19 protein-coding genes and 1 pseudogene are annotated in these 22,776 nt (G+C 40.5%); 18 read left to right on the top strand and 2 right to left on the bottom strand.

Going from position 1 to position 22,776, the window contains the following annotated elements:
* Positions 1-96: 96 nt before the first annotated feature.
* The 8 genes from D1B33_RS01375 to D1B33_RS01340 all read left to right on the top strand — a co-directional run bounded on the left by D1B33_RS01375 (position 97) and on the right by D1B33_RS01340 (position 8,550).
* Positions 97-1,356 (top strand): flippase, encoded by a 1,260-nt coding sequence (locus D1B33_RS01375; RefSeq protein ID WP_118874536.1) that lies wholly within the window; start codon positions 97-99, stop codon positions 1,354-1,356.
* A 225-nt stretch (positions 1,357-1,581) separates the two neighbouring features.
* A complete protein-coding gene (gene galE, locus D1B33_RS01370; RefSeq protein ID WP_118874535.1) occupies positions 1,582-2,553 on the top strand; it encodes a UDP-glucose 4-epimerase GalE in 972 nt (323 codons plus the stop codon).
* Positions 2,554-2,670: 117 nt separating this feature from the next.
* Positions 2,671-3,396: a YveK family protein gene (locus tag D1B33_RS01365; RefSeq protein WP_118874534.1), complete on the top strand. Its 726-nt coding sequence runs from the start codon at positions 2,671-2,673 to the stop codon at positions 3,394-3,396.
* Positions 3,397-3,427: 31 nt separating this feature from the next.
* Positions 3,428-4,087, top strand: a complete 660-nt coding sequence (locus D1B33_RS01360) for a CpsD/CapB family tyrosine-protein kinase (RefSeq protein ID WP_199677334.1) — start codon at positions 3,428-3,430, stop codon at positions 4,085-4,087.
* A gap of 193 nt (positions 4,088-4,280) precedes the next feature.
* A complete protein-coding gene (locus tag D1B33_RS01355; RefSeq protein ID WP_118874532.1) occupies positions 4,281-5,969 on the top strand; it encodes a phospho-sugar mutase in 1,689 nt (562 codons plus the stop codon).
* A 325-nt stretch (positions 5,970-6,294) separates the two neighbouring features.
* Positions 6,295-7,092, top strand: a complete 798-nt coding sequence (locus D1B33_RS01350; RefSeq protein WP_118874531.1) for a TIGR00282 family metallophosphoesterase — start codon at positions 6,295-6,297, stop codon at positions 7,090-7,092.
* A 111-nt stretch (positions 7,093-7,203) separates the two neighbouring features.
* The gene (locus D1B33_RS01345) at positions 7,204-8,088 is read left to right on the top strand and encodes a DUF4886 domain-containing protein (RefSeq protein WP_158582897.1); all 885 of its coding nucleotides are present in this window, start codon (positions 7,204-7,206) and stop codon (positions 8,086-8,088) included.
* A 195-nt stretch (positions 8,089-8,283) separates the two neighbouring features.
* A complete protein-coding gene (locus tag D1B33_RS01340; RefSeq protein WP_118874529.1) occupies positions 8,284-8,550 on the top strand; it encodes a stage V sporulation protein S in 267 nt (88 codons plus the stop codon).
* 103 nt (positions 8,551-8,653) lie between these two features.
* Here D1B33_RS01340 and D1B33_RS18850 read toward each other — a convergent pair.
* Positions 8,654-8,899, bottom strand: a pseudogene (locus tag D1B33_RS18850) (TcaA NTF2-like domain-containing protein); the annotation flags it as partial.
* 12 nt (positions 8,900-8,911) lie between these two features.
* A complete protein-coding gene (locus D1B33_RS01335; protein WP_118874528.1) occupies positions 8,912-10,117 on the bottom strand; it encodes a trypsin-like peptidase domain-containing protein in 1,206 nt (401 codons plus the stop codon).
* A gap of 376 nt (positions 10,118-10,493) precedes the next feature.
* On the opposite strand from D1B33_RS01335, the gene D1B33_RS01330 reads away from it, so the two are divergent.
* The 10 genes from D1B33_RS01330 to mutS all read left to right on the top strand — a co-directional run bounded on the left by D1B33_RS01330 (position 10,494) and on the right by mutS (position 22,614).
* Positions 10,494-12,233: a 2-oxoacid:acceptor oxidoreductase subunit alpha gene (locus D1B33_RS01330; RefSeq protein ID WP_118874527.1), complete on the top strand. Its 1,740-nt coding sequence runs from the start codon at positions 10,494-10,496 to the stop codon at positions 12,231-12,233.
* Positions 12,233-13,099 (top strand): 2-oxoacid:ferredoxin oxidoreductase subunit beta, encoded by an 867-nt coding sequence (locus tag D1B33_RS01325; RefSeq protein ID WP_118874526.1) that lies wholly within the window; start codon positions 12,233-12,235, stop codon positions 13,097-13,099. Before D1B33_RS01330 ends, D1B33_RS01325 begins: the two co-directional genes overlap by 1 nt.
* A gap of 170 nt (positions 13,100-13,269) precedes the next feature.
* Positions 13,270-14,814, top strand: a complete 1,545-nt coding sequence (locus D1B33_RS01320) for a methyl-accepting chemotaxis protein (RefSeq protein ID WP_118874525.1) — start codon at positions 13,270-13,272, stop codon at positions 14,812-14,814.
* Positions 14,815-14,995: 181 nt separating this feature from the next.
* On the top strand, positions 14,996-15,940 hold the full coding sequence (locus D1B33_RS01315; RefSeq protein ID WP_233549382.1) for a nuclease-related domain-containing protein: 945 nt from the start codon (positions 14,996-14,998) through the stop codon (positions 15,938-15,940).
* Positions 15,941-16,057: 117 nt separating this feature from the next.
* Positions 16,058-16,414, top strand: a complete 357-nt coding sequence (locus D1B33_RS01310) for a hypothetical protein (protein WP_118874523.1) — start codon at positions 16,058-16,060, stop codon at positions 16,412-16,414.
* Between the two features lie 128 nt (positions 16,415-16,542).
* Complete coding sequence (gene miaB / locus D1B33_RS01305; RefSeq protein ID WP_118874522.1) at positions 16,543-18,093, top strand: tRNA (N6-isopentenyl adenosine(37)-C2)-methylthiotransferase MiaB; 1,551 nt, start codon at positions 16,543-16,545, stop codon at positions 18,091-18,093.
* The gene (locus D1B33_RS01300) at positions 18,090-18,527 is read left to right on the top strand and encodes a YlbF/YmcA family competence regulator (RefSeq protein WP_118874521.1); all 438 of its coding nucleotides are present in this window, start codon (positions 18,090-18,092) and stop codon (positions 18,525-18,527) included. Before miaB ends, D1B33_RS01300 begins: the two co-directional genes overlap by 4 nt.
* Positions 18,528-18,789: 262 nt before the next feature.
* Positions 18,790-18,963, top strand: coding sequence for a sporulation protein Cse60 (locus tag D1B33_RS01295; RefSeq protein WP_118874520.1), 174 nt, complete (start codon positions 18,790-18,792; stop codon positions 18,961-18,963).
* Positions 18,964-19,266: 303 nt separating this feature from the next.
* Positions 19,267-19,848 (top strand): outer spore coat protein CotE, encoded by a 582-nt coding sequence (cotE, locus tag D1B33_RS01290; RefSeq protein WP_118874519.1) that lies wholly within the window; start codon positions 19,267-19,269, stop codon positions 19,846-19,848.
* Positions 19,849-20,022: 174 nt separating this feature from the next.
* Positions 20,023-22,614, top strand: a complete 2,592-nt coding sequence (mutS, locus tag D1B33_RS01285) for a DNA mismatch repair protein MutS (protein ID WP_118874518.1) — start codon at positions 20,023-20,025, stop codon at positions 22,612-22,614.
* Positions 22,615-22,776: the final 162 nt, after the last annotated feature.

Here is a 22,776-nt window from a genome sequence, read left to right as displayed (position 1 = left end):
GGCTAGAGTTATAACTTGCCTGCAAAAAAATAAAAAGGATTTGGAATCATCGTACAGAAATTAATTGCTTTCAAAGATAAACTAAAATCAAGATTTATGAGGAATACTGGTTGGTTGTTGTTTGAGCAGATATTCAGGATGGCACTTTCTCTTGTTGTCACATCTTTGATGGCTAGATTTCTTGGAACCGAGGATTTTGGATTACTGAATTATAGCTTAGCTTATGTAATGATTTTTACTGCCGTAAGCAACTTAGGTATCGATAGTATTCTTGTAAATGAAATAATTAAAAATAAGGTTGAAGCCGGTAAAGTAATTGGTTCCACTATTGTCCTGCGATTAATTTCTTCAGTATCGTCCATTTTTTTGATTTATTTGATTGTAAAATATCTTAATCCGAATGATTTTACTTTATATACCCTTACAATCCTGCAGTCGATTTCATTAATTTTCACTGTGTTTGATTCAATTCAATATTGGTTTCAGGCAAATTTACAATCGAAATACATTGTGATCTCAAAGTCGATTGCTTTTTCAATTGTCTCTTTTTGGCGGTTATCACTAATTTTGTTTGAGAAAAGTATTTCTTATTTTGCGATTGCAACGGTTATTGAAGCGATTGTAATGAGTATCTTTATAGTAAGTTATTTTAAACGATTTAAAGGACCAAAACTTCAATTTTCCTTGGAAACAGCAAAACAATTGCTGATAAAAGGCTTCTACCACTTTATAGCTGCATTGCTTATTATGGCATACACGCAAATAGATAAAATTATGCTTGGAAAAATGGCAGGTGGTACAACAGTTGGCGTCTATACTGCCGCTATGACGATTTCAAGTTTGTGGATGTTCATTCCTTTAGCGCTTATTAATTCTGCCAGGCCGGTAATTATGGAAGCTAAGACTCAAAATGAAGATACCTATCTATTGAAAAATAAACAGCTTTATTGCTCAATCATTTGGCTGGGAATAATAGCTGCAGTAGTTATTTCATTGCTGGCTAAACCAATTATTCTTTTAATTTATGGTGAACAATTCATTGAATCTACAAAAATATTAGTTATTTTGATTTGGTCAAGAATATTTGCATTAGTCGGTACTGTAAAAGCTATTTGGCTGACAGTAGAAAGTTTAGCTCGATACCAAGTATATTTTGTAGGAATTGGAGCTTTTCTGAGCATTATACTCAATTTAATTTTTATACCTCGATATGGTGCTATGGGAGCGGCAATTGCAATTCTTGTGGCAGAAGCATTATCCACAATAGTAGCCTGTTTAGTATTTAAGCAGACTCAACCTTTATTTAAATTAATCCTTCATGCTTTCTTATTTAAAGGGGTCAAAAATCGAACATAATTTAGGATGCGGTAAAAAAGAATCGCTTAGTTTATTTTTTCTTAGGACTAAACTCTTTTAGAGAGAGAATAGTCCTGTAGAAATATATAGTTACAGCAAATAAATGGTATTAATATCAAATGATTGTTCATACACTAGAGCGTTATGTGTATGGTATGCCCATTATGTGAAAGTGTTTTTTGTTTTTTTAAAAATAAAAAATGAATAATCAGGAGCGAATTCTTAATGATTCTAGTGGTTGGTGGAGCAGGTTATATCGGGAGCCATCTTGTCAAGGACCTGGTCATGGAAGAGGATGTATTAGTACTAGACAATCTAATAACCGGCCATCGTGAGGCCATCGATCAGAAAGCTTTATTCATTCATGGAGATATTGGAGATCCCTTCGTTTTAAAAACTGTGTTCAAAAATTATCCCATTAAATCAGTAATGCATTTTGCTGCTTATAGTTTAGTAGGGGAATCAGTTCTAGATCCACAAAAATATTATGAAAATAATGTAGGCTCTACACTCAATCTATTAAATGCGATGTTAAAACATAACGTGAAAAATTTTATTTTTTCCTCTACTGCAGCAACTTACGGAATCCCAAATGTAGAACTGATCGATGAAACGATACCTGCCAATCCAATTAATCCTTATGGTAAATCAAAACTTATGATTGAAGAGATTCTTGCTGATTACGCAAGTGCATATGAAATGAAGTATACGATTTTAAGATATTTTAATGCTGCTGGTGCCCATGAGTCGGGTGAAATTGGAGAAAAGCATGTACCAGAAACACATCTCATCCCGCTTATCCTACAACACTTAGCTGGATTGAGAAAAAATATATCTGTATTTGGTACAGATTACGATACACCGGATGGTACTTGTATTCGGGATTATATCCATGTAACCGATCTGGCTAAAGCACATATTTCCGCATTGCACTCATTGCTGAATGGGTGGAACAAGTCAGCAGTTTATAATTTAGGTAATGGTCAAGGATTTTCTGTGAAAGAAGTAATTGAAACCTGCGAACAAGTGACGGGATTAAAGGCTGATGTTGTTTATTGTGAAAGACGTGCAGGAGACCCTGGCCGTCTTGTGGCATCTGCCGAAAAGATAAAGAGAGAGCTTGGTTGGGAAGCGGAGCGAAATTTAGAGCAAATCATACAAAGTGCTTGGAAGTGGCATCGAAATCAAAAATATTGACCCAATAAAAGAATAATGGTGAGGAAAGTCAAAAAAATCCTTCCTAAAAGAATAGTGGTAAATCATATTAGCAAGAATCAGCTTTATTCTTTATTTTTCAGCTGGGAGGCTTAATGAATGAAAGAAAAAAACAGTCTTCAGGAAATAATGAAAGTAATTAAAAAAAGACTCTTCCTCATTATTAGCGTGTTTGCAGTCATTACGGGAATCACTGCAGGGGTTAATTATTTTTTTCTTCCTGAAATCTATCAAGCACAGACACAAATTTTGGTGAATCAAAAAAATACAGATGAACCGGCTTTGTCTTGGGCAGAGAGTGAAGCCGATTTACAATTAATCGATACGTACAATGTTATTATTAAAAGTCCAGCCATTTTAAACAAGGTAATTGAAGAGCTGAAATTGAATTTAACATCTGCTGCTTTGTCTGAACAGATTACAGTGTCTAATGAAGAAAACTCAAAAGTTGTTAATATTTTTGTCGAAGATCCAAATGCAAAAAAAGCTGCAAAACTTGCTAATAAGGTTGCCGATGTCTTTAAAGAGGAAATCCCCACTTTGATGAGCGTGGATAATATCAATATTTTATCAAGTGCCAATTTAAGTGATGATCCAAAACCAGTAAAACCAAATAAATCGCTAAACATTGCCATATCGGCCATGATAGGTCTGTTGCTAGGAATTGGACTGGTATTTTTAATAGAAGTTATAGATACGACCATCAAGGATGAAAACGATATAGAAGCTATCTCCAAGATTCCCATAATTGGAGTTATCAGTTCTTTTGAAGCAGAAAAAATCCAAGCTTCGGAAAAGTTAACGAGGAGGAATAAATCTGTTTAAAAAGAAGGAACGGAAGGTAAACCTTGCCAAGATGCCACGCAGGCTGGTTACACTTTCAGATTCAAATTCATTTGTTTCTGAACAATTTCGAACAATCCGTGCCAACATTAATTTCTCTATGCCTGATCAAGAACTAAAAACCATCCTCGTCACTTCTTCCACTCCGGGAGAAGGAAAGTCAACAAATGCAGCAAACCTAGCAATTGTGTTTGCTCAAGAAGGGAGAAGAGTATTATTGGTGGATGCTGATTTACGGAAGCCTACGTTGCATTATACTTTTAACATCCAAAATACAATGGGTTTCTCCCATATATTGTTAGGTAAATTCTCTTTGTTAGATACGGTGCAAGAATCGCCAATTGTAGGATTAAATCTTCTTCCAAGCGGTACGATTCCTCCCAATCCATCCGAATTGCTTTTATCAAAAAATATGAATCATTTTTTAAAAGAGGTTAAAGAAAAATACGACATCATTATTTTTGATGCGCCTCCTCTTCTATCGATGTCGGATTCTCAAATATTGGGAAATAAATGTGATGGGACATTGTTAGTTGTTAATTCTGGTGTAACTAAAAAAGAAAGGTTTTTGAAATCTGAAGAAATACTCCTATCTTCAAATGCCAAAATTATTGGAGTAGTTTTAAATAACTATAAAATGCCAAAAGGTCAGTATTATTATTATTCCTATTAAATTGTTTAGATGGAACTCACATGAGCTCTTTCTTTATATCCCCGGCAACCTCAAAATATACTACAATTTTGAGAACTATATAAAATTATAAATTACATAACTGAATTGGCAGTGTCAATCAGCAATATGGTTTATACTAAATAATGGAATGTTTACCAGAGTAATTATTGCAGAGAATCAAGGAAGGTGCTTTATGGAAAAGGTTTATACAAAGTGGGTATCGAACTACTTGCCAGAAGATTTGAAAGAGGAATTAAATTCAATTGCAGACAACCACCATGAAATAGAAGACCGCTTCTACCAATACGTAGCTTTCGGCACCGGTGGTATGCGCGGCGTGCTGGGTGCCGGAACAAACCGTATGAATATTTTTACGATTCGCCGTGTTGCCGAGGGGCTGGCACGGTATATTGAAGAATGTGGAGAAGAAGCTAAAAGCCGCGGTGTTGTGCTGGCGTATGATACTCGGCATTTTTCACAGGAATTTGCGGTGGAGACGGCGAGAGTATTAGGGGCACATGGGATTACCTCATATATTTATAAGGAACCGCGCCCAACGCCACAGCTCTCTTTCACCGTTCGTGAATTAAATGCGTTTTCTGGCGTGGTGATTACAGCCAGCCACAATCCAAAACAATACAACGGATTCAAGGTGTATGGGGAAGATGGGGCACAGCTAGTTCCTTCTGCGGCAAAAGCAATTGTGGATGGGATGGAAACTATCGAGGATATTTTTGAAATTGGAGTAGCTGAAATTTCGGAACTGGAAAAGCAAGGCTTGGTCAAGTGGATTCTGGAGGAATTGGATGCTCTCTACTTGAAGAATCTCCTCACGTTAAAAGAAAATGAACAAATCGATACTGCGATGAAAATCATTTATACGTCTTTGCATGGTGCTGGATTGGTGCCTGTTGTTTCAGGCTTGAAGCAATTTGGATTTACCAATGTCCATGTGGTAGAGGAGCAAGCCGTGCAGGACGGTGCGTTTCCAACGGTTTCCTACCCAAACCCGGAGGAGCAGGCAGCGTTTCAGTTGGCAATGGAGCTTGGGGAGCGTGTAGGCGCGGATTTGTTGCTGGCAACCGACCCTGATGCAGACCGACTCGGAGTTGCCGTGCGTAATGGAGATGCCTATACCTTGCTATCAGGCAACCAACTTGGCGCATTGCTTTTGCATTATATTTTGCAGACAAATCTACAAAATGGAACATTGCCTTCAAATGGCGTGATGATTAAAACGATTGTAACGGCTGAACTTGGTGCAAAAATTGCCGCGCACCATAATATTGCTACCGTAAATACACTAACAGGCTTCAAATATATCGCTGAAAAAATCGAAGAATATGAAAAATCGCAGCAATATTCTTTCCTATTCGGCTATGAAGAAAGCTATGGCTATTTGATCAAAAGCTTTGCGCGCGATAAAGATGCCGTGCAGGTTGCCTTGAAAGTGGCGGAAATGGCTGCCTACTATGCGACAAAAGGTGAGAGTTTACTGGATGCATTGAACAATTTATTTGAAGAATATGGCTACCATAAAGAAGCGCTTGTTTCCCAAGTGTTCGAAGGAAAAGATGGCCAGGAGCAAATGAAAGTTATTTTAAATAATTACCGAGAAAACCCTCCTTCGGAAATAGCGAAAATTCCGGTTGCCCGGGTGGAAGATTACTTAACGGGCATGGTTACATTGGCGGATGGCATAACGGAAGAATTGACGCTGCCAAAAGAAAACGTAATAAAAATTGTATTGGAAAACGAAGCCTGGGTAGCCATTCGCCCTTCTGGAACCGAACCGAAATGCAAATATTATTTTGGCGTAGTGGCAGAGTCTGACGAAGAAGCAAATCGTTTATTGGAAGAAATGAAATCGGACATTCTTTAAAAGACAACAAATCGTCGTTTAACTTATCCGACTTCATATATGAATAACCCTTTTTCCCAATGGCCACAATGAGGGAAAAAGGGTTTGATTATGCTTGGAATCTGAAGGGAACTTTTTAAAAGGGATTTTTGTTGCATTTTTACTATCCATTCCTTTGTGGATGTCGATATTTGGATGGATTAAAATTATGTCAAGTATATTTCACCAAACCAGTCACTAGTTGCGACAATTGCGCTAGTGATTTTATTATGTTGCGACAATCGTCTCGGAACATGGTAGAATGAAATGACTAGTTTTGAAATTGTGAGAAAGAGTGATAGTGTTCATGAAAGTAATTTTTATCGGGGATATTGTGGGATCGATCGGTCGGGAAGCGGTCGAGAAATATTTGCCGCGTTTAAAGAAAAAGTATGCGGCGGACGTAGTAATTGCCAATGGTGAAAATGCAGCTGCTGGGCGCGGCATTACCCAAAAGATTTACCAACAGCTTCTGCAAGTGGGCGTCGATGTCATCACGATGGGAAATCATACGTGGGATAATAAGGATATATTCGAATTTATCGATGAAGCGGATTACTTGATTCGTCCAGCAAATTTTTCAGAGGAAGCACCCGGGAAAGGTATGGTGCAAATTTCGAAAAATGGTGTGACATTATCGGTTATTAATTTACATGGGCGCGTCTTCTTGCCGCCTCATGAAGATCCATTCGCCTATGCGGATCGCTTGGTGGAAGAGGCTCGTAAAATATCGCCGCTTGTTTTCGTTGATTTCCACGCCGAAGTGACGAGTGAAAAAATCGCTTTGGGCTGGCATTTGGACGGACGCGTTTCCGCAGTTGTCGGGACGCATACGCATGTCCAAACGGCAGACGCACGTATCTATCCTAAGGGTACAGCCTATATCACGGACGTTGGAATGACAGGACCATATGATGAAATCTTGGGAATGAAAAAAGAAAGCGTCATCTACAAATTCCAGACGAACATGCCATCTCGCTTTGAAGTGCCGAAAGAAGGCCGGGAAGTGTTGAGCGGCTTCTTTGTTGAGATTGACGATAAAACAGGAAAAGCGTTGCGATGCGAGCGGATTTATATAAATCACGATTACCCATTCATGGCGTAAATATAAGCGTATGGCCAAATCAAAAAATACTGATTTGGCCATTTTTTTATGCAGTCGCTTTAGGTTTGAAAAAGCAAGTTAGGGTTAATATAAAAAGCGGAGGTGAAATTTTTGTACAGAATCCTTTTATTGTCGCTTGTCTTTATATGTGTTTTTTTCAAGCCGGCATATGCCGAAAATTCTGAGCCCATCAAGATTTTATCGATCGGCAATTCTTTTTCCCAAGATATTCAAACTTACATCGATGAGATTGCTGCCTCCGCAGGCGTGGATGTGATTGTCGGGAATTTATACCGCAGCGGCGAATCGCTGGAAGGTCATTGGAAGCAGGCCTCCCAATCCAACAAAGCCTATCATTATGAAAAAAAGGTTATTTTTAATGGGGAATCTCAGGCTAGAACTCTTCATAATATTTCTTTAAAAGATGGGTTGGCTGATGAAAACTGGGATTACATAACCCTGCAGCAAACTTCAGGAAAATCGGGACTTTACCGGACCTATCAACCTTATTTGGGAAATTTGATCGACTATATTGGCTTGCACCAAAAAAATCCGAACGCACAATTGGCCATACATATGACTTGGGCTTATGCCAAAGATTCGTCTCATAAATCTTTCCCTTATTACGGAAAAAATCAGTGGAACATGTATCGTTCTATTGTTTCTACTTCCTTGCAAGCGATGAAGGAGCCTTCGATTTCGGTTATTCTTCCAACAGGCACCGCTATTCAAAATGCCCGTACGCATGCGACGTTAAACCGATTTGGCGATGAATTAACGGCAGATGGCTACCATTTGGGTCCTCTTGGCGACTACATCGGTGGAATGGTTTTGTTCGAAACATTTTTGGCAAAACCATATCACAAAGACATTTTTAAAGAGGTAAACTTTAAGCCCGCTGAAATTACAGATAAACAAGCCTATTTGGCGAAACTTGCCGCAAAAGAAGCGGTGAAAAATCCGTTTGATGTGACCAATATTGATCTTGTGAAATGAAGGGAAACGCCGTTTCAAGTGTAACTTAAAAATAATTGGCTTTCCCTGACAATATGGACATTATCCGATTCTAATTTGTTCTTTCCCAACATAAAATGTGATACGGACACTAAGTTGAAGTCCTTTGAATGAACGCCCAAATATAGAATGCTTCATTCAACATTTACTAATAAAGCTACATGGGGAGGAATAAATGTGGATTCATTAAAAGTATCATCTCGCTCTAATCCAAATTCTGTCGCAGGTGCGCTTGTTGCTGTTATCCGAGAGCAAGGGTATGCGGAAATGCAAGCTGTAGGTGCGGGTGCATTAAATCAGGCAGTAAAAGCAGTTGCAATTGCGCGCGGTTTCGTCGCACCAAGTGGCACGGACTTAATTTGTGCACCGGCGTTTGCGGATATTACCATTGCCGGTGAAGATCGGACGGCATTAAAATTGCTTGTTGAAAAAAGAACTCGATAAGTGCGTTCTGTAAGCCCTGATGAATTGGCGAGAGCTGGTTTGAAGGGCTTTTTTTATGCATAAAAAAAGCGGTCCAGTATTTCTGGCCGCCTATTTAAGAGTCTTATTCATTTATATTGATCTCTGTTATTTGGTAAGTACCTTCTTCCGTTAAGATAACGGTGTAATCTTTGTATCTGTCATAGTACTTATGTTCGTTAGCTGCATTATAAAAGTCAAATTGCTCGTTTGTGGAGACGATTGCATAATCTTCAAATATTTCCACATTGGTAACTGTATTTGATGTAAAGTCGAATTGAAAGCCTTGACCCGCAATCTCGGAAACATACTCTTCTAAGTCAATATAAGCATTGCTTCCAGGTTACAGCATATCCTGAATGTAATAAAAATCTTCGAAGTACAAGGCCTCTTCATAGTAATCGCGGAAAGATAAAATGAAATTCGTTAAAGTTTCCTCATCATAGCTGAATTCGTAGGACTCCCAATTTTCCTCTGAATAAGATTGATCCTCGGTCGAAATCTCTTTTTCATATGAATACTCTTCTGCACCATAAGAATCTTCATACTGATTTTCATTTGAAGAATAATTTTCATAATAATTATTCCAGAATTCTTCGTATTCATCAGAATAAGCTTCTTCTTCAGCGGAAGGATCCGAATAGAGGAATTCGTCATTAGAATTAAAGGCAGTTGCAACTTCCGTTTCATTCATCGGATTTGAAATCCAGCTGTTAATGAGTTCGGCGACTGTATATAAGGGAATTGAGAATCCGAAACTTGTATTTTTTGGTGTGTAAAGCAAAGAATTAATGCCAATCACTTTTCCTGTTTTTCCATCAAGTAGAGGGCCGCCGCTGCTTCCTAGGTCAATCTGCGCATCGATTTGGTAAAGTGCCTCATATACAAAATCATATTCGACATCTCGGTCCGTTCCTGTTAAATAGCCAATGGAAGCGGAGTTTTCAAGCCCTTGGGGACTTCCGATTGCAATTACTTCCGAGCCAATTTCCGATTGTTCAAGTTCAAGGGAGAAAGGCGAGGATTGGGCGTAGTTTTCAGCTTTTAACAGTGCCACATCCGAGTAAATGGAAATCCCGACGACCCGTGCCGGAGATTCCTGACCATTATGGTTTTTGACGATTACATCTGTATAACCGGCCACAACATGCGCATTGGTGACAATATAGCCGCCTTTTTCATACAGAAAACCGGAACCCAGCCCTTCTGCTGTCAGAACCGTGAATACTTTTGGCATCGATTCTTTAATAATTTGCGTTTTTTCTTTTTCGGCTTGCTTCGAGTTGCTTGTTGCAGGTGTGAAAACTTTCTTTACAGCCTCGGCAGCTTGTTGCGGTTTGGATTCTGCTTCCTGTTTTGCAATTTCTGCAGGGTGGGAAAGAACCTGGAAAATTCCGATACCCACAGCTCCTGCTGTTAGTAAAGTTGCAAAAATCCCGATAATTAACCAGATTCTTGCCGAACTTTTCTTTCTATTTTTTTGCTGTCCGCAAGAGGAACAAAATTGTGCGTTGTCCTCTAATTTAGATCCGCAATTTGAACAATACATTGTAATAACCCCATTTATTGATATCCATTATTTCCTAATATTTTAACAAATAAGTGGTAAAAATTAAATGGGTATTTGGTTGTTTTTAGGTATAAATGTTTAATTTTCTTTCGAATGAAAAAGGTCTAAAGTAATAATGTGGAAAAGGTATAGTGGTAGAGGAGGTACAAGAGTAAGAATTGCTACAAAATATCTCCATTAAAAGGTAGTATGCTAATAAATGAAATTCGATGGAATCTACCGTTCACGCTATGTTTTCCGTCAAAGGTCTGAAATTCATGAGATTGCCTTTTTTTCGATAGTTTATGGAAAATGTTCGTGTTAAACTTAATGATGGAAAAAAAGATAGAAAAACAGTTTTTAAGGAGTTGTTACTATGTTACATCAGCTTTCGTGGAAAGTCGGTGGGCAACAGGGTGAAGGTATTGAGAGTACTGGGGAAATGTTCTCAATGGCCATGAACCGTTTAGGTTACCACCTTTATGGCTATCGCCACTTCTCTTCACGCATTAAAGGCGGCCATACCAATAATAAAATTACTGTTCGACCAACGAAAGTCCGTGCAATTGCGGACGATTTAGATATATTAGTGGCATTTGACCAAGAAACAATCGAAGTGAACTATAAAGAATTGACGGAAAACAGCATCATTTTGGCGGATGCGAAGTTTAACCCGGAAAAACCGGAAGACTCAAAAGCGCCATTGTACATTGTGCCGTTTACGGAAATTGCAACAGAATTAGGGACATCCCTAATGAAAAACATGGTGGCGATTGGTGCCACAGCCGCATTATTAAATCTTAAAACGCCTGTTTTCCAAAGCGTCGTGGAAGAAATTTTCGGACGCAAAGGGGAAGAAGTGGTTAGAAAGAACATGGAAGCTATCCAAAAAGGCTATGATGCGATGAGCGACTTATTGGGTGACCGAGTGGGCGAGTGGGAACTTGCGCCTGCAGATGGTAAACGCCGCATGTACATGATCGGCAACGATGCGGTGGCTCTTGGCGCCCTTGCAGCGGGTGCTCGCTTCATGTCGGCTTATCCGATTACTCCGGCTTCCGAAATCATGGAATATTTAATTGCAAAGCTTCCGAAATTGGGAGGCGCCGTTATTCAAACGGAAGATGAAATTGCAGCAGCAACAATGGCGATTGGTGCAAACTTCGGTGGAGCTCGTTCATTTACGGCATCTGCAGGACCAGGTTTATCGCTTATGATGGAAGCGATCGGTCTTTCCGGCATGACGGAGCAGCCATTGGTCATCGTGGATACACAACGTGGGGGACCATCAACTGGTCTGCCAACAAAACAAGAGCAATCCGACTTGATGGCAATGCTTTACGGTACACATGGTGAAATACCGAAAGTGGTAATCGCGCCTTCTACATTGGAAGAAGCGTTCTTTGATACGATTCAGGCATTCAATATTGCCGAGGAATTGCAGCTTCCTGTCATACTGATGACTGACTTGCAATTATCGCTTGGTAAACAAACGACAGATCCATTTGATTACAGCAAAATTGAAATCCGCCGCGGCAAAATAGTGGATGACGTGCTTGAAGCACCTGAAAACAAAGATTACTTTAAACGTTATGAAAACACCGAAGACGGCATTTCGCCTCGCGTGTTCCCTGGTACGGAAAACGGCATCCACCATGTAACAGGTGTGGAGCATGATGAAACAGGAAAGCCAAACGAAGCACCGAAAAACCGTGAAGTGCAAATGGACAAGCGTTTCCGCAAGCTTGAAAAATTGAACTTCGATACACCGGTTTATGTAAATGCTCCTAACGAAGAAGCTGACGTGTTATTGGTTGGATTCAACTCAACGCGCGGGACGATTGAAGAAGTGCAAGAGCGCTTAACAACAGAAGGCTTGAAAGTCAATCATGCGCATGTTCGTCTGCTATTCCCATTCCCTTCACAGGAAATGGCGCCATTAGTGGCGAATGCGAAAAAAGTCATCGTTGTGGAAAATAACAAAACCTCTCAACTGGCGAATATCATGAAAATGAATATCGGCGGTCACGATAAAACATACAGCATCACGAAATATGACGGAACACCGTTCTTGCCTCGTGAGCTCACAAATAAAGTAAAGGAGCTGCTTGACTAATGGCAACATTTAAAGATTTTCGTAACTCAGTGAAACCGAACTGGTGCCCAGGCTGTGGTGACTTCTCTGTTCAAGCAGCGATTCAACGTGCTGCAGCGAACGTAGGCATCGAACCTCATGAATTGGCAGTTGTTGCGGGAATCGGCTGTTCAGGTCGTATTGCCGGTTACATCAATTCATACGGATTCCACGGGATTCATGGTCGCGCATTGCCGATTGCACAAGGCGTGAAAATGGCAAACCGTAACCTGAACGTAATCGCTTCTGGAGGTGACGGAGATGGATTTGCGATCGGTATGGCACACACTGTTCATGCGATCCGCCGCAACATCGATATCACTTACGTGGTAATGGACAACCAAATCTATGGATTAACAAAAGGTCAAACATCGCCTCGTTCAGCGCAAGGCTTTGTGACTAAATCTACGCCGGGCGGAGCAATCGAACCTTCATTAAAACCGTTGGAAGTGGCGTTATCATCAGGTGCGACTTTCGTTGCACAAGGATTCTCCACGGACATCAAGGAATTAACGGCCTTAATTGAAGCCGGCATCCAGCACAAAGGCTTCTCGTTCATCAACGTGTTCAGTCCGTGTGTTACTTACAACAAAATCAACACATACGAATGGTTCAAAGAGCACTTAACAAAACTATCCGATATCGAAGGCTATGATTCTTCCAATAGAGAACTAGCGATGCATACGGTTATGGACAAAGAAGGTCTTGTAACAGGCATTATTTATCAAGATACTGAAACAAAATCATACCAGGAAAAAGTACCAGGCTACTCGGAACAGCCTTTAGCTGACTTGGACATGAACTTGACTGAAGATCAATTCAATGAATTGGTGAAAGAGTTCCTATAAACGTTTAAGCTTCCATCCTTTTGGGGTGGGGGCTTTTTTGTGGGGGAAATTTGATTAACAATAAATTAACTTTATAACTATATTTTTACAATAACTTAACATTTAATATATAAATACTTTATAGTACTAAACTATGATGAAAGTACTACAGCATAGAGGAGTCGTTTGGGGTGGGTTTGAGACGTTATATCCAGGTTAAAGATCGATTGGTTGTGTTAATGATCGTTTGTATCATTTCAAATTGCATTTTGGCCATATTCAGTATGGACTATTTGCGCAAGATGGAAAATAATACGGAAGAAATGTATCAGGAGAAACTGTTGACCGTAAATGCCATTTCCGAAATAGAAAATTCAATACATATAGGTGAGGCTAACCGTGCAAATGAACTGCTATCTTCCTTAAATAAATTTGATTCAAAGATGGAATTTTACATATCAGAGTTAAGCTCAACTCTTGAAAGCGGCAATGATCGTGAAGTGCTATCACTTACGCAGGAAATGAAACAATATGTCATGGATCGGGCAGATAGTCAACTAGCTTCGCATAAAAAGGATATTTCTTTTGGCTACAAATTGTTGACCGGAGTGACGATATTCATTATTTTAGTTATTTTGTATTTCATCATCGGTGCAACGCGGTCGGTTAATTTGCCAACGCGCCAATTGAAGAAATTATTGAAACAAGCCCAGCAAGGGGATTTTACGCAAACTGCGAAGTATGATTCAAAGGATGAACTTGGGGAAGTCATGACAAGCTACAACCTGATGGCATCCGAAGTAAAAGAATTGCTCAAAACGGTGCAGCAAAGTGCGGCTTCCGTGGATGAAGCCAATGACCAATTGCAGCAAGCTTCCGAGAGGACGACGAAAGCATCCCTTCATATTTCACATGACGCACAGGATTTGACGAAAGCGACGGTTCGATCGGCAGAGCAATTAAACTTGAACACTCTTTCGCTGCAGGAAATTGCGCATGGCGTGGAAGTGATTTCGGAGCGAATTGATTTTATTGAGCAAAACATTCGGCAAACGGTGATGGAAGCAAATGCAGGGGTCCAATTTGTGAATGTTAACATTGAACAAATGAACGAGATTGAACAAGCGGTCAAAAGAGCAAATGATATGATGGGGATTTTGGTGAGCCACTCGAAGGAAATCGAGCAAGTGATCCAGATTATCAATTCGATTGCCGAGCAAACCAAATTATTGGCCTTGAATGCAGCAATTGAAGCAGCCCGTGCAGGGGAAGCCGGTAAAGGGTTTAGCGTGGTAGCAGGTGAGGTGCGCAAGCTTTCGGAGCAATCCGTGGACTCGACAAAAATTATTGAAGAAATCCTTAAGAAAATTCAGGCCGATTCAACTCAATCCGTTCAATTCATGGCAAGTGCAATAGATTCCGTCCAAACGGGGATAGATGCAACAAACCAAACAGCATCAAAGTTCCAGCAAATTGTGTCGGCTGTTAACGAAGTTGGTCCATATATTGGCGAAGTAGCCACGACAATCAGCTCGATTACCGAAAATACGAAAGATGTGGCCAACAATTCTTTACAATTGAGTCAAGTTTCTGAAGAAAACACGAAAATGATTGAACAGGTTTCCGCTTCCACGGCGGACCAGCTCGAAGCAACACGAGCGATGCACGACGAAATCCAGAAAATCACGAGAAACATCCGTTCTTTAACTTCCGCGATTAAGCGGTTCACGGTATAGGAAATATTAAAAATGCCGGTCTAGATTCCGGCTTTTTTTATTTGGTAATTTCGGGAACAAGTTTAGTCGAAAAACTGTCATACTTATATACGCAAAATTGACTTTTCAGTAGGAGGCAGCTAGTTTCCCGCTTTCAAATTTTTATTATAATAGCAGAAAAGGAGGAATTATATTGATCATAATGAAACGAAAGTTACCTTCTAAACTATTCGTCCTGGATGCGCTGAAACGACGGATTGATCACAACCATGACATGCATGAACTTGTAACTTCGCTCATGCGGCGCGCTGAAATTGGCTACCGCGGAGAGTTAAAGGTTGATCGACTCTGGCAGGAAATCACTGTGCCTTCAAATTCTTACCTCTTTCATAACTACGAAAGCCAAAATGATTTTGGCAATTCCCATCAAATCGACTCCCTCTTTATTTGTCCTCACTTCATTTTGATTCTTGAAATTAAAAATATCTCCGGTTTGATTTGGTACGAAAAAGAAAAATACCAATTTATGCGGAAAAAATTAACGGGGGAAATCGAGAGCTTTCAAAGCCCCTTCGAACAAGTACAGCGCCATGTGGATTTTATGGAACGAATTGTAGAACGTTTGGGACTTGAATTACCTCTTCATAAAGCTGTTGTAATCGCTGAAACCTCAACTGTTATCGGGAATGTGCCAGAAGAAATCCCCGTTTTCCATTCGATTGGGTTGCCTAGTGAGATAAAAAAGCTATTATTAAAGTATAACAGTCCGGCACTTTCGTCACCGCACTATGAAATGTTGGTAAACCAAATTCAAAAAATACATAAGCCGAGTATATATAAGCCGAAATTTGAAATTCCTCCTTTGCGAAAAGGGGCGATTTGTGAGTGTGGACGGGTGATGGAGTTTCATCACGGAAAATTTGTTTGTATTTGCGGGTTGAGATCGAAGGAGCCGCTTTATCAAGGATTACATGATTATAGATATCTTTTTGATGAATGGATTACGAATCAAGAGTTTCGGAAGTTCTTTTTGATAGAAAGTAGAGATGCAGCAAATAAATTACTAAAAAGAACGGAATTTTACTGTGAGGGCAACAACAAAGGAAGGCGTTATCTTATCCCGGAAGACGTTTGGCGGATAAATTGAAATAATTGGCGGATAAATTAAATTTTTGGCGGATATATCCTCAAAACTGACGGATATTTTATCAAAATTGGCGGTTATCCACTCGCCAGCCTCCAATTCCAGAAAAGAGGGATCAACTTGAATAAAATAATTGATTTTATTTCGGTTAAAGAGCAGAAGCAGAATGAGAAGTTGGATAAGGTGTTTCGCAAAGCGAATACGCTGAAGGATGTTCAGGAAATTGACAAACTGGTTGATGAGAAGTCGTTGGCTGTGAAGGATCACAAGTTGTTTCTCGCATTTTTGAAATACTTGGAACTGAAGGAGTTGGAGCCCCACATGATTTTCAAGGAAGTGCTGCAGCTGCCGAAGCATGAGTTTGAAGCGCGGCATCAGATGGATTGGCAGTCGGTGGTTCAGCTATGCTTTACTTTTCTGGCTATTTTAAAAGAGCATGATCCAAAGCAATATTTGGAATTTATTGTGTCCAATTGATTGTATTCAATTGAAAATATTATACAAATTTCATGCACCTTATTGTTCTTTCTACGCATTCTTCGCTATAATAATAAAATGGGATTCGAATGGATATACCCCATTTTGAAAGGAGTTTCTAGATTTCAATGAATGAGGAACAACGACTAGCAAGTCAGCAAGTTAATCAACCAAAACCTAAAAATACAAAGCCTGAAAAGGATTATAGTCAATACTTCGAGCGCGTCATTACAGCGCCTTCTCTAAAAGATGCGAAAAAACGCGGAAAAGAAGAAGTCAAATATCATAAAGATTTCAACATCGCTGAAGAATTTTTAGGCATGGGCAATGGTCGTAAATTTTTTATTCGCACATATGGATGCCAAATGAACGAGCATGATTCTGAAGTGATGGCCGGTATTTTCATGCAGCTTGGATATGACCCGACGGACAAAATCGAGGAAGCGGATGTGGTTCTGCTCAACACATGTGCCATCCGTGAAAATGCCGAAAACAAAGTCTTTGGCGAGCTCGGCTATTTAATGAAATATAAACGCTTAAATCCGGAAATGTTGATCGGCGTTTGCGGCTGTATGTCGCAAGAAGAGTCGGTTGTCAATAAAATCCTTACAACTTATCAGCATGTAGATATGGTGTTTGGTACGCATAATATTCACCGTTTGCCAAACATTTTAACAGAAGCATACATGTCAAAAGAAATGGTCATCGAAGTATGGTCAAAAGAAGGGGATGTTATTGAGAACCTTCCAAAACAACGCAATGGTGCAATCAAGGCTTGGGTCAACATCATGTACGGATGCGATAAATTCTGTACATATTGTATCGTTCCATATACGCGCGGGAAAGAACGCAGCCGTCGTCCGGATGAAATCATCCAGGAAGTGCGCGAATTGGCAGCACAGGGCTATCAGGAAATTATGCTGCTTGGGCAAAACGTCAACGCGTATGGAAAAGACTTCACGGATATCGAGTACCGTCTTGGTGATTTGATGGATGAGTTGCGCAAAATTGATATTCCGCGCATCCGTTTCACAACCAGCCACCCACGCGACTTTGATGATCACTTGATCGAAGTGTTGGCAAAAGGCGGCAACCTGGTTGAACATATTCACCTGCCAGTTCAATCCGGTTCCAATGAAATCCTGAAAATCATGGCGCGCAAATATACGCGTGAACATTTCCTTGAATTGGTTCGCAAAATCAAAGCAGCGATGCCGGATGTTGCGTTATCAACGGATATAATTGTCGGTTATCCAAATGAAACGGAAGAACAATTCCAGGAAACGCTGGATTTATACCGCGAAGTTGGATTTGAGATGGCCTTTACTTACATTTATTCACCACGAGAAGGCACGCCTGCAGCAAAAATGACGGACAATGTGCCGCTTGAAGTGAAGAAAGAACGCTTGCAACGCTTAAATGCGGTCGTTGAAGAATTCTCAGCGGCGGCTTTGAAAAAATTTGAAGGCCAAGTAGTTGAAGTATTGGTGGAAGGCAGCAGTAAAAAGCGCGATGACGTGTTAGCTGGCTACACTAGAAAAAATAAATTAGTCAACTTTGATGGACCAAAGGATTTAGTAGGAAAGCTTGTGAAAGTAAAAATACTCGAGGCGAAATCTTACTCACTGCGCGGTGAGTTTTTAGAGGTCGTCAATCGACATGAGGTGGAAGTAGGATGACAACGAAGCTTTATACAAAAGATGAAATCGTTGAAAAAGCAAAAGAAATTGCCCATATGATTGCGAACACGGAAGAAGTGGATTTTTTCAAGAAAGCGGAAGAGCAGATCAATGAAAACCAGTATGTTCGCGAAAAAATTGCCAGCTTGAAAACATTGCAAAAACAAGCGGTTAACTTCCAGCACCTTGGGAAAGAAAAAGCGTTGAAATTAGTTGAAGACAAGATTGCTAAAGTGGAAGAAGAAATCGATGAAGTACCGATTGTGCAACAATTCAAGCAATCGCAAATCGATGTAAATAACCTTTTGCAATTAGTTTCCAATGCCATTGCCAACAACGTAACGAATGAAATTATCGAAACAACTGGCGGCGACCTGTTGCGCGGCGAAACAGGATCCAAAGTTCGCAATAGCCAGCCAGGAAGCTGTTCTTAATATAAAACGATTCAAACCCCCGAACTGTCAACAGATTCGGGGGTTTTTTATGTGCGAAATAGCATACACAGTGAAGGGCAAAACATTTCCTGTGTTATATTGAATTTGCCTCTAACAGTTTGCTGAACCTCATACATAAAAAATACCATCCTATAGGTTTGTAAAATTTCTGTAACCTTGTTGTAATGTTTTTGTTAACTAATTAATTAAAGGGGTTTACCCATTTTTGTCGAATTTTAAACATGTAAGGGGGGAGAATTTTATGCAAGTAAAAGTTATTTCTAGTAATGATAAGAAAATTTTCCAAGATGAATTGCAGCAGTTTTTGACAATTATAGAAGGGCAAGAAATTGTAGACATTAAATTCTCGACTAGCAATGATCGAGGTCATGGGATCGAATATTCGGCGTTAATCCTTTATCATAATAAATATTAAGATAGAAAGTGTTTGCCTTCCGCCATGGGAAGGTTATTTTTTTGGAGAAATCAAGCTTTTGCATTGCCGCTAAGAACAGATTGGAAAAATTTTGTCACACTCTGGGCCCAACCTTAATACTATAAGGTGTCAGCAGCAGAGATTCGAAAATTCAAAGTACATTTATGCTTTCGGTTTTCTCGCCGGAATCCTGGCGTGAAATAGCGATTTGTATAACTGACGAAATGATGAATCTCTGACATTTCACCAATTAGGCATATGCCGCATATGATAGTTCGACATGATGTAAAAGGAGGAAAAAGGTTGAAACGTTTGCGTCAAATTGTGACAAAAGCGGTTGTCGCAAAAGGGAAGAAAAGGGTGGAAGCGAGTGAAGTGATTCGCCCGTCGTCTACGCCAACAAGTATTTTGGGATGCTGGGTAATCAACCATCACTATACGGCCAAAAAAGTGGGTAAACATGTTGAAATTACAGGTAAATTCGATGTGAACGTATGGTTTGCACATAACAGCAATACAAAAACGGCGGTTCATTCCGAAACTGTTCATTACAAAGATCGGATCAAATTGCATTACCGTGATCAAGATGTGATTGATTCCAACGACTGCCATGTGCGTGTCATGCAGCAGCCGAACTGTATTGAAGCGGTGATTAACCAAAATGGCGATTGCTTCGATGTTGTCATTGAACGTGAATTTGTTGTCGACGTGGTTGGCGAAACAAAAGTTGTGGTTTCGGTACACGAAGTAGATTATGAAGAAGAGTGGAGATATGAGGAAGAGGAAGAGTCATCTTCAAGCTCAAGTTCTAGTTCTTCATCGTCCTCTTCATCCTCATCTTCAAGCGACAACTTCAAATTTGACGATTCCTCATCATATAACTAATACAGCAAGAGCGCCCTCTACAATAAATTCGTAGATGAAAAGGCGCTCTTCTTTTTTTGTGGAATGGAAAGTTTTCGTTTTCAAAAAAGTAGGATTTCTCGTTTATAAGCAGTTTTTTGTTATACTAAAAGAAGAGACATTATGTATATTGCAAGTAGAGAGGTTTAACCAAAAATGACAACTTATACCCCAATGATGCAACAGTATTTAGCAATCAAATCTGAATATGAAGATGCATTTCTTTTTTATAGATTAGGCGATTTTTATGAATTGTTTTTTGACGATGCCATCAAAGCATCGCAAATTCTGGAAATTACTTTAACAGGCCGGGATGCTGGAACAAAAGAACGGATTCCGATGTGCGGCGTTCCGTTTCATTCGGCACAAGGCTATATTGAAACGCTCATTTCAAAAGGCTACAAAGTGGCAATCTGCGAACAAACAGAAGATCCCAAAAAGGCAAAAGGTGTCGTCAAACGCGAAGTCGTTCAGCTGATTACACCAGGGACGATTATGGAAGGCAAAACAATTGACGGCAAGTCGAACCATTTTATTGCTTGTGCGGAAAATTTGACTCCGAACAGCTTTGCTTTTGCTTATTTGGACGTTTCGACCGGTGAAGCGAATACATCCATTGTCGAAGGCGGAACGAAAACATTGCTGCAGCAATTGATTGCCTTTAACATTCGCGAGCTTGTGGTTACTGAGCAGCTGCAAATGCTATTGGCGGAACAGGCAGGCCAGTTGGGGATCGTTCTTTCCCTGGAAACGGAAGAAATGCCTGAGGAAAAGTCGGCGGAATATATCAATAACTTGCCTAATGAATTAAAAGGCGTTGGCAAAACATTGCTGCAGTATGTGGAACGAACGCAAATGCGCTCGCTTACCCATATTCAACCTTTTACATATACAGAAACAAAGGAACTATTGCGAATTGATACGAATTCAAAACGTAACCTGGAGCTTCTAGAATCGATTCGCGGCGGCGACCAAAAAGGCACGTTGCTATGGCTGCTGGATGAAACCGTCACGGCAATGGGTGGACGGAAATTGAAACAATGGCTGCACCAGCCTTTAGCGACGCGTTCTGTCATCGAAAACCGGCTCGCGATTGTGACAGATTTATTGGATGAATTTTTCGTTCGCAATGAGCTGCGGGAGTTGCTGAAAAAAGTATATGACCTGGAGCGTTTGGCTGGCCGTGTTGCTTTTGGAAATGTTGGTGGCCGTGATTTGGCGCAGCTGCGCGAATCATTGCGCCAAGTGCCGGCCATCAAGGCTCAGTTAATTGATTCAGGCAAATCGACGTTAGCGAACTTAGGCGAGAAAATTAATGAGTGCGCGGATATTGAGGAGCTTTTATCGAAAGCCATTTCGGATCATCCTCCGATTTCCATTAAGGAAGGCGATGTGATTCGGGAAGGATACAATGGAAATCTGGATGAATTGCGTTTTGCTTCTCGCAACGGGAAAGACTGGATTGCCCAATTAGAGCAAAAAGAGCGTGAAGTGACAGGCATCAAAAATCTGAAAATCGGCTATAACCGTGTTTTTGGCTATTATATTGAAATCACCAAGTCCCAGATTGCCAATGCTGATTTATCGCGCTATGAACGAAAACAAACGCTTGCCAATGCGGAACGTTATATTACCGAAGAACTGAAGGAAAAAGAAGCGATTATTTTAAATGCCGAAGAACAAAGTTTGGCACTCGAATATGATTTATTTGTTGAGTTGCGTGAACGTTTAAAAGCGTACATTCCGCGTGTTCAGGCATTGGCCTCCGAGATTAGCGAGCTGGATGTTTATATGAGCTTTGCAGTTGTTTCCGAGAAATATCGATTTGTGAAGCCAACGTTCCATGAAGGGCGCGCATTAAAGATTATCGGCGGGCGCCACCCGGTTGTTGAAAAAATGCTGAATAAACAAATGTATGTGCCAAACGATTGTGTTTTGCCGGATAATCAAAACATGATGCTGATTACGGGGCCGAACATGTCCGGGAAAAGTACCTACATGCGCCAAGTCGCGTTAATTGTCGTGTTGGCGCAAATGGGATGTTATGTGCCGGCGGATGAAGCCGTGCTGCCGATTACCGATCAGATATTCACTCGAATTGGAGCGGCGGATGATCTTGTTGCCGGCCAATCAACGTTCATGGTGGAAATGCTGGAATCCCAGCATGCGATTACAAACGCAACAGCGAATAGTTTATTGCTGTTTGATGAAATCGGGCGCGGAACGTCCACATATGACGGAATGGCCCTAGCGCAGTCGATGATGGAATTTATTCACGATCATATTGGTGCGAACACGTTATTTTCAACGCATTATCACGAACTGACGTCGTTGGAAGAAGAGTTGGAACGCCTTCAAAATGTGCATGTGAGTGCAACCGAAAAAGATGGCAAGGTCGTGTTCCTTCACAAAGTTCGACAAGGCGCAGCAGACAAAAGCTATGGCGTGCATGTGGCACAGCTAGCCGAAATGCCGGAAGCCATTATTGAGCGCGCAAGAGTGCTGCTCGAGGAATTTGAATCGAAGAGCGGCGAAGCGGAAACTGCAGCAGCTGAGCCAGTGGAAGATGCGCTGCAACTGTCATTCTTTGAAGAGGAAGAAAATGTTGGAGTGGCCGAACCAAGTTTGACTGGTGCTGAACAAGAAGTTTTGGAACGACTCCAAAAAATGAATATTATGGGTACATCTCCAATTCAGGCAATCAATGTGCTATATGAATTGCAGCAGGCTTTGTTGAGTAAGAAATAGAGAGTGGAATATTGAGAGCAGTTTAGAAGTGTCGGGATTAATTCGAAAAGTATCGGAATTCTCGAGCAATGTGACGGGATTCTCGGGAAAAGCGACGGGATTTTCGCGATTGGCGGATATTTTGTGAAAAGTGGCGGATATTTCAACAAAGTTGGCGGATAA

This window comes from Ureibacillus yapensis (genome assembly GCF_003515775.1).
Lineage (GTDB): Bacteria > Bacillota > Bacilli > Bacillales_A > Planococcaceae > Ureibacillus > Ureibacillus yapensis.
Note: the sequence above shows the minus strand (reverse complement) of the source record. Positions and strands in the feature narration are given on the sequence as shown.

Excerpts from the sequence above, each read along its gene's own strand:
- D1B33_RS01300 (WP_118874521.1), top strand. The coding sequence starts at position 18,090 with ATGACAACGAAGCTTTATACAAAAGATGAAATCGTTGAAAAAGCAAAA.
- D1B33_RS01335 (WP_118874528.1), bottom strand. The coding sequence starts at position 10,117 with ATGTATTGTTCAAATTGCGGATCTAAATTAGAGGACAACGCACAATTT.
- D1B33_RS01360 (WP_199677334.1), top strand. The coding sequence starts at position 3,428 with ATGCCACGCAGGCTGGTTACACTTTCAGATTCAAATTCATTTGTTTCT.
- D1B33_RS01295 (WP_118874520.1), top strand. The coding sequence starts at position 18,790 with ATGCAAGTAAAAGTTATTTCTAGTAATGATAAGAAAATTTTCCAAGAT.
- D1B33_RS01330 (WP_118874527.1), top strand. The coding sequence starts at position 10,494 with ATGTTACATCAGCTTTCGTGGAAAGTCGGTGGGCAACAGGGTGAAGGT.
- D1B33_RS01325 (WP_118874526.1), top strand. The coding sequence starts at position 12,233 with ATGGCAACATTTAAAGATTTTCGTAACTCAGTGAAACCGAACTGGTGC.
- D1B33_RS01315 (WP_233549382.1), top strand. The coding sequence starts at position 14,996 with ATGAAACGAAAGTTACCTTCTAAACTATTCGTCCTGGATGCGCTGAAA.
- D1B33_RS01365 (WP_118874534.1), top strand. The coding sequence starts at position 2,671 with ATGAAAGAAAAAAACAGTCTTCAGGAAATAATGAAAGTAATTAAAAAA.
- miaB (WP_118874522.1), top strand. The coding sequence starts at position 16,543 with ATGAATGAGGAACAACGACTAGCAAGTCAGCAAGTTAATCAACCAAAA.
- D1B33_RS01350 (WP_118874531.1), top strand. The coding sequence starts at position 6,295 with ATGAAAGTAATTTTTATCGGGGATATTGTGGGATCGATCGGTCGGGAA.
- D1B33_RS01355 (WP_118874532.1), top strand. The coding sequence starts at position 4,281 with ATGGAAAAGGTTTATACAAAGTGGGTATCGAACTACTTGCCAGAAGAT.
- galE (WP_118874535.1), top strand. The coding sequence starts at position 1,582 with ATGATTCTAGTGGTTGGTGGAGCAGGTTATATCGGGAGCCATCTTGTC.
- mutS (WP_118874518.1), top strand. The coding sequence starts at position 20,023 with ATGACAACTTATACCCCAATGATGCAACAGTATTTAGCAATCAAATCT.
- D1B33_RS01375 (WP_118874536.1), top strand. The coding sequence starts at position 97 with ATGAGGAATACTGGTTGGTTGTTGTTTGAGCAGATATTCAGGATGGCA.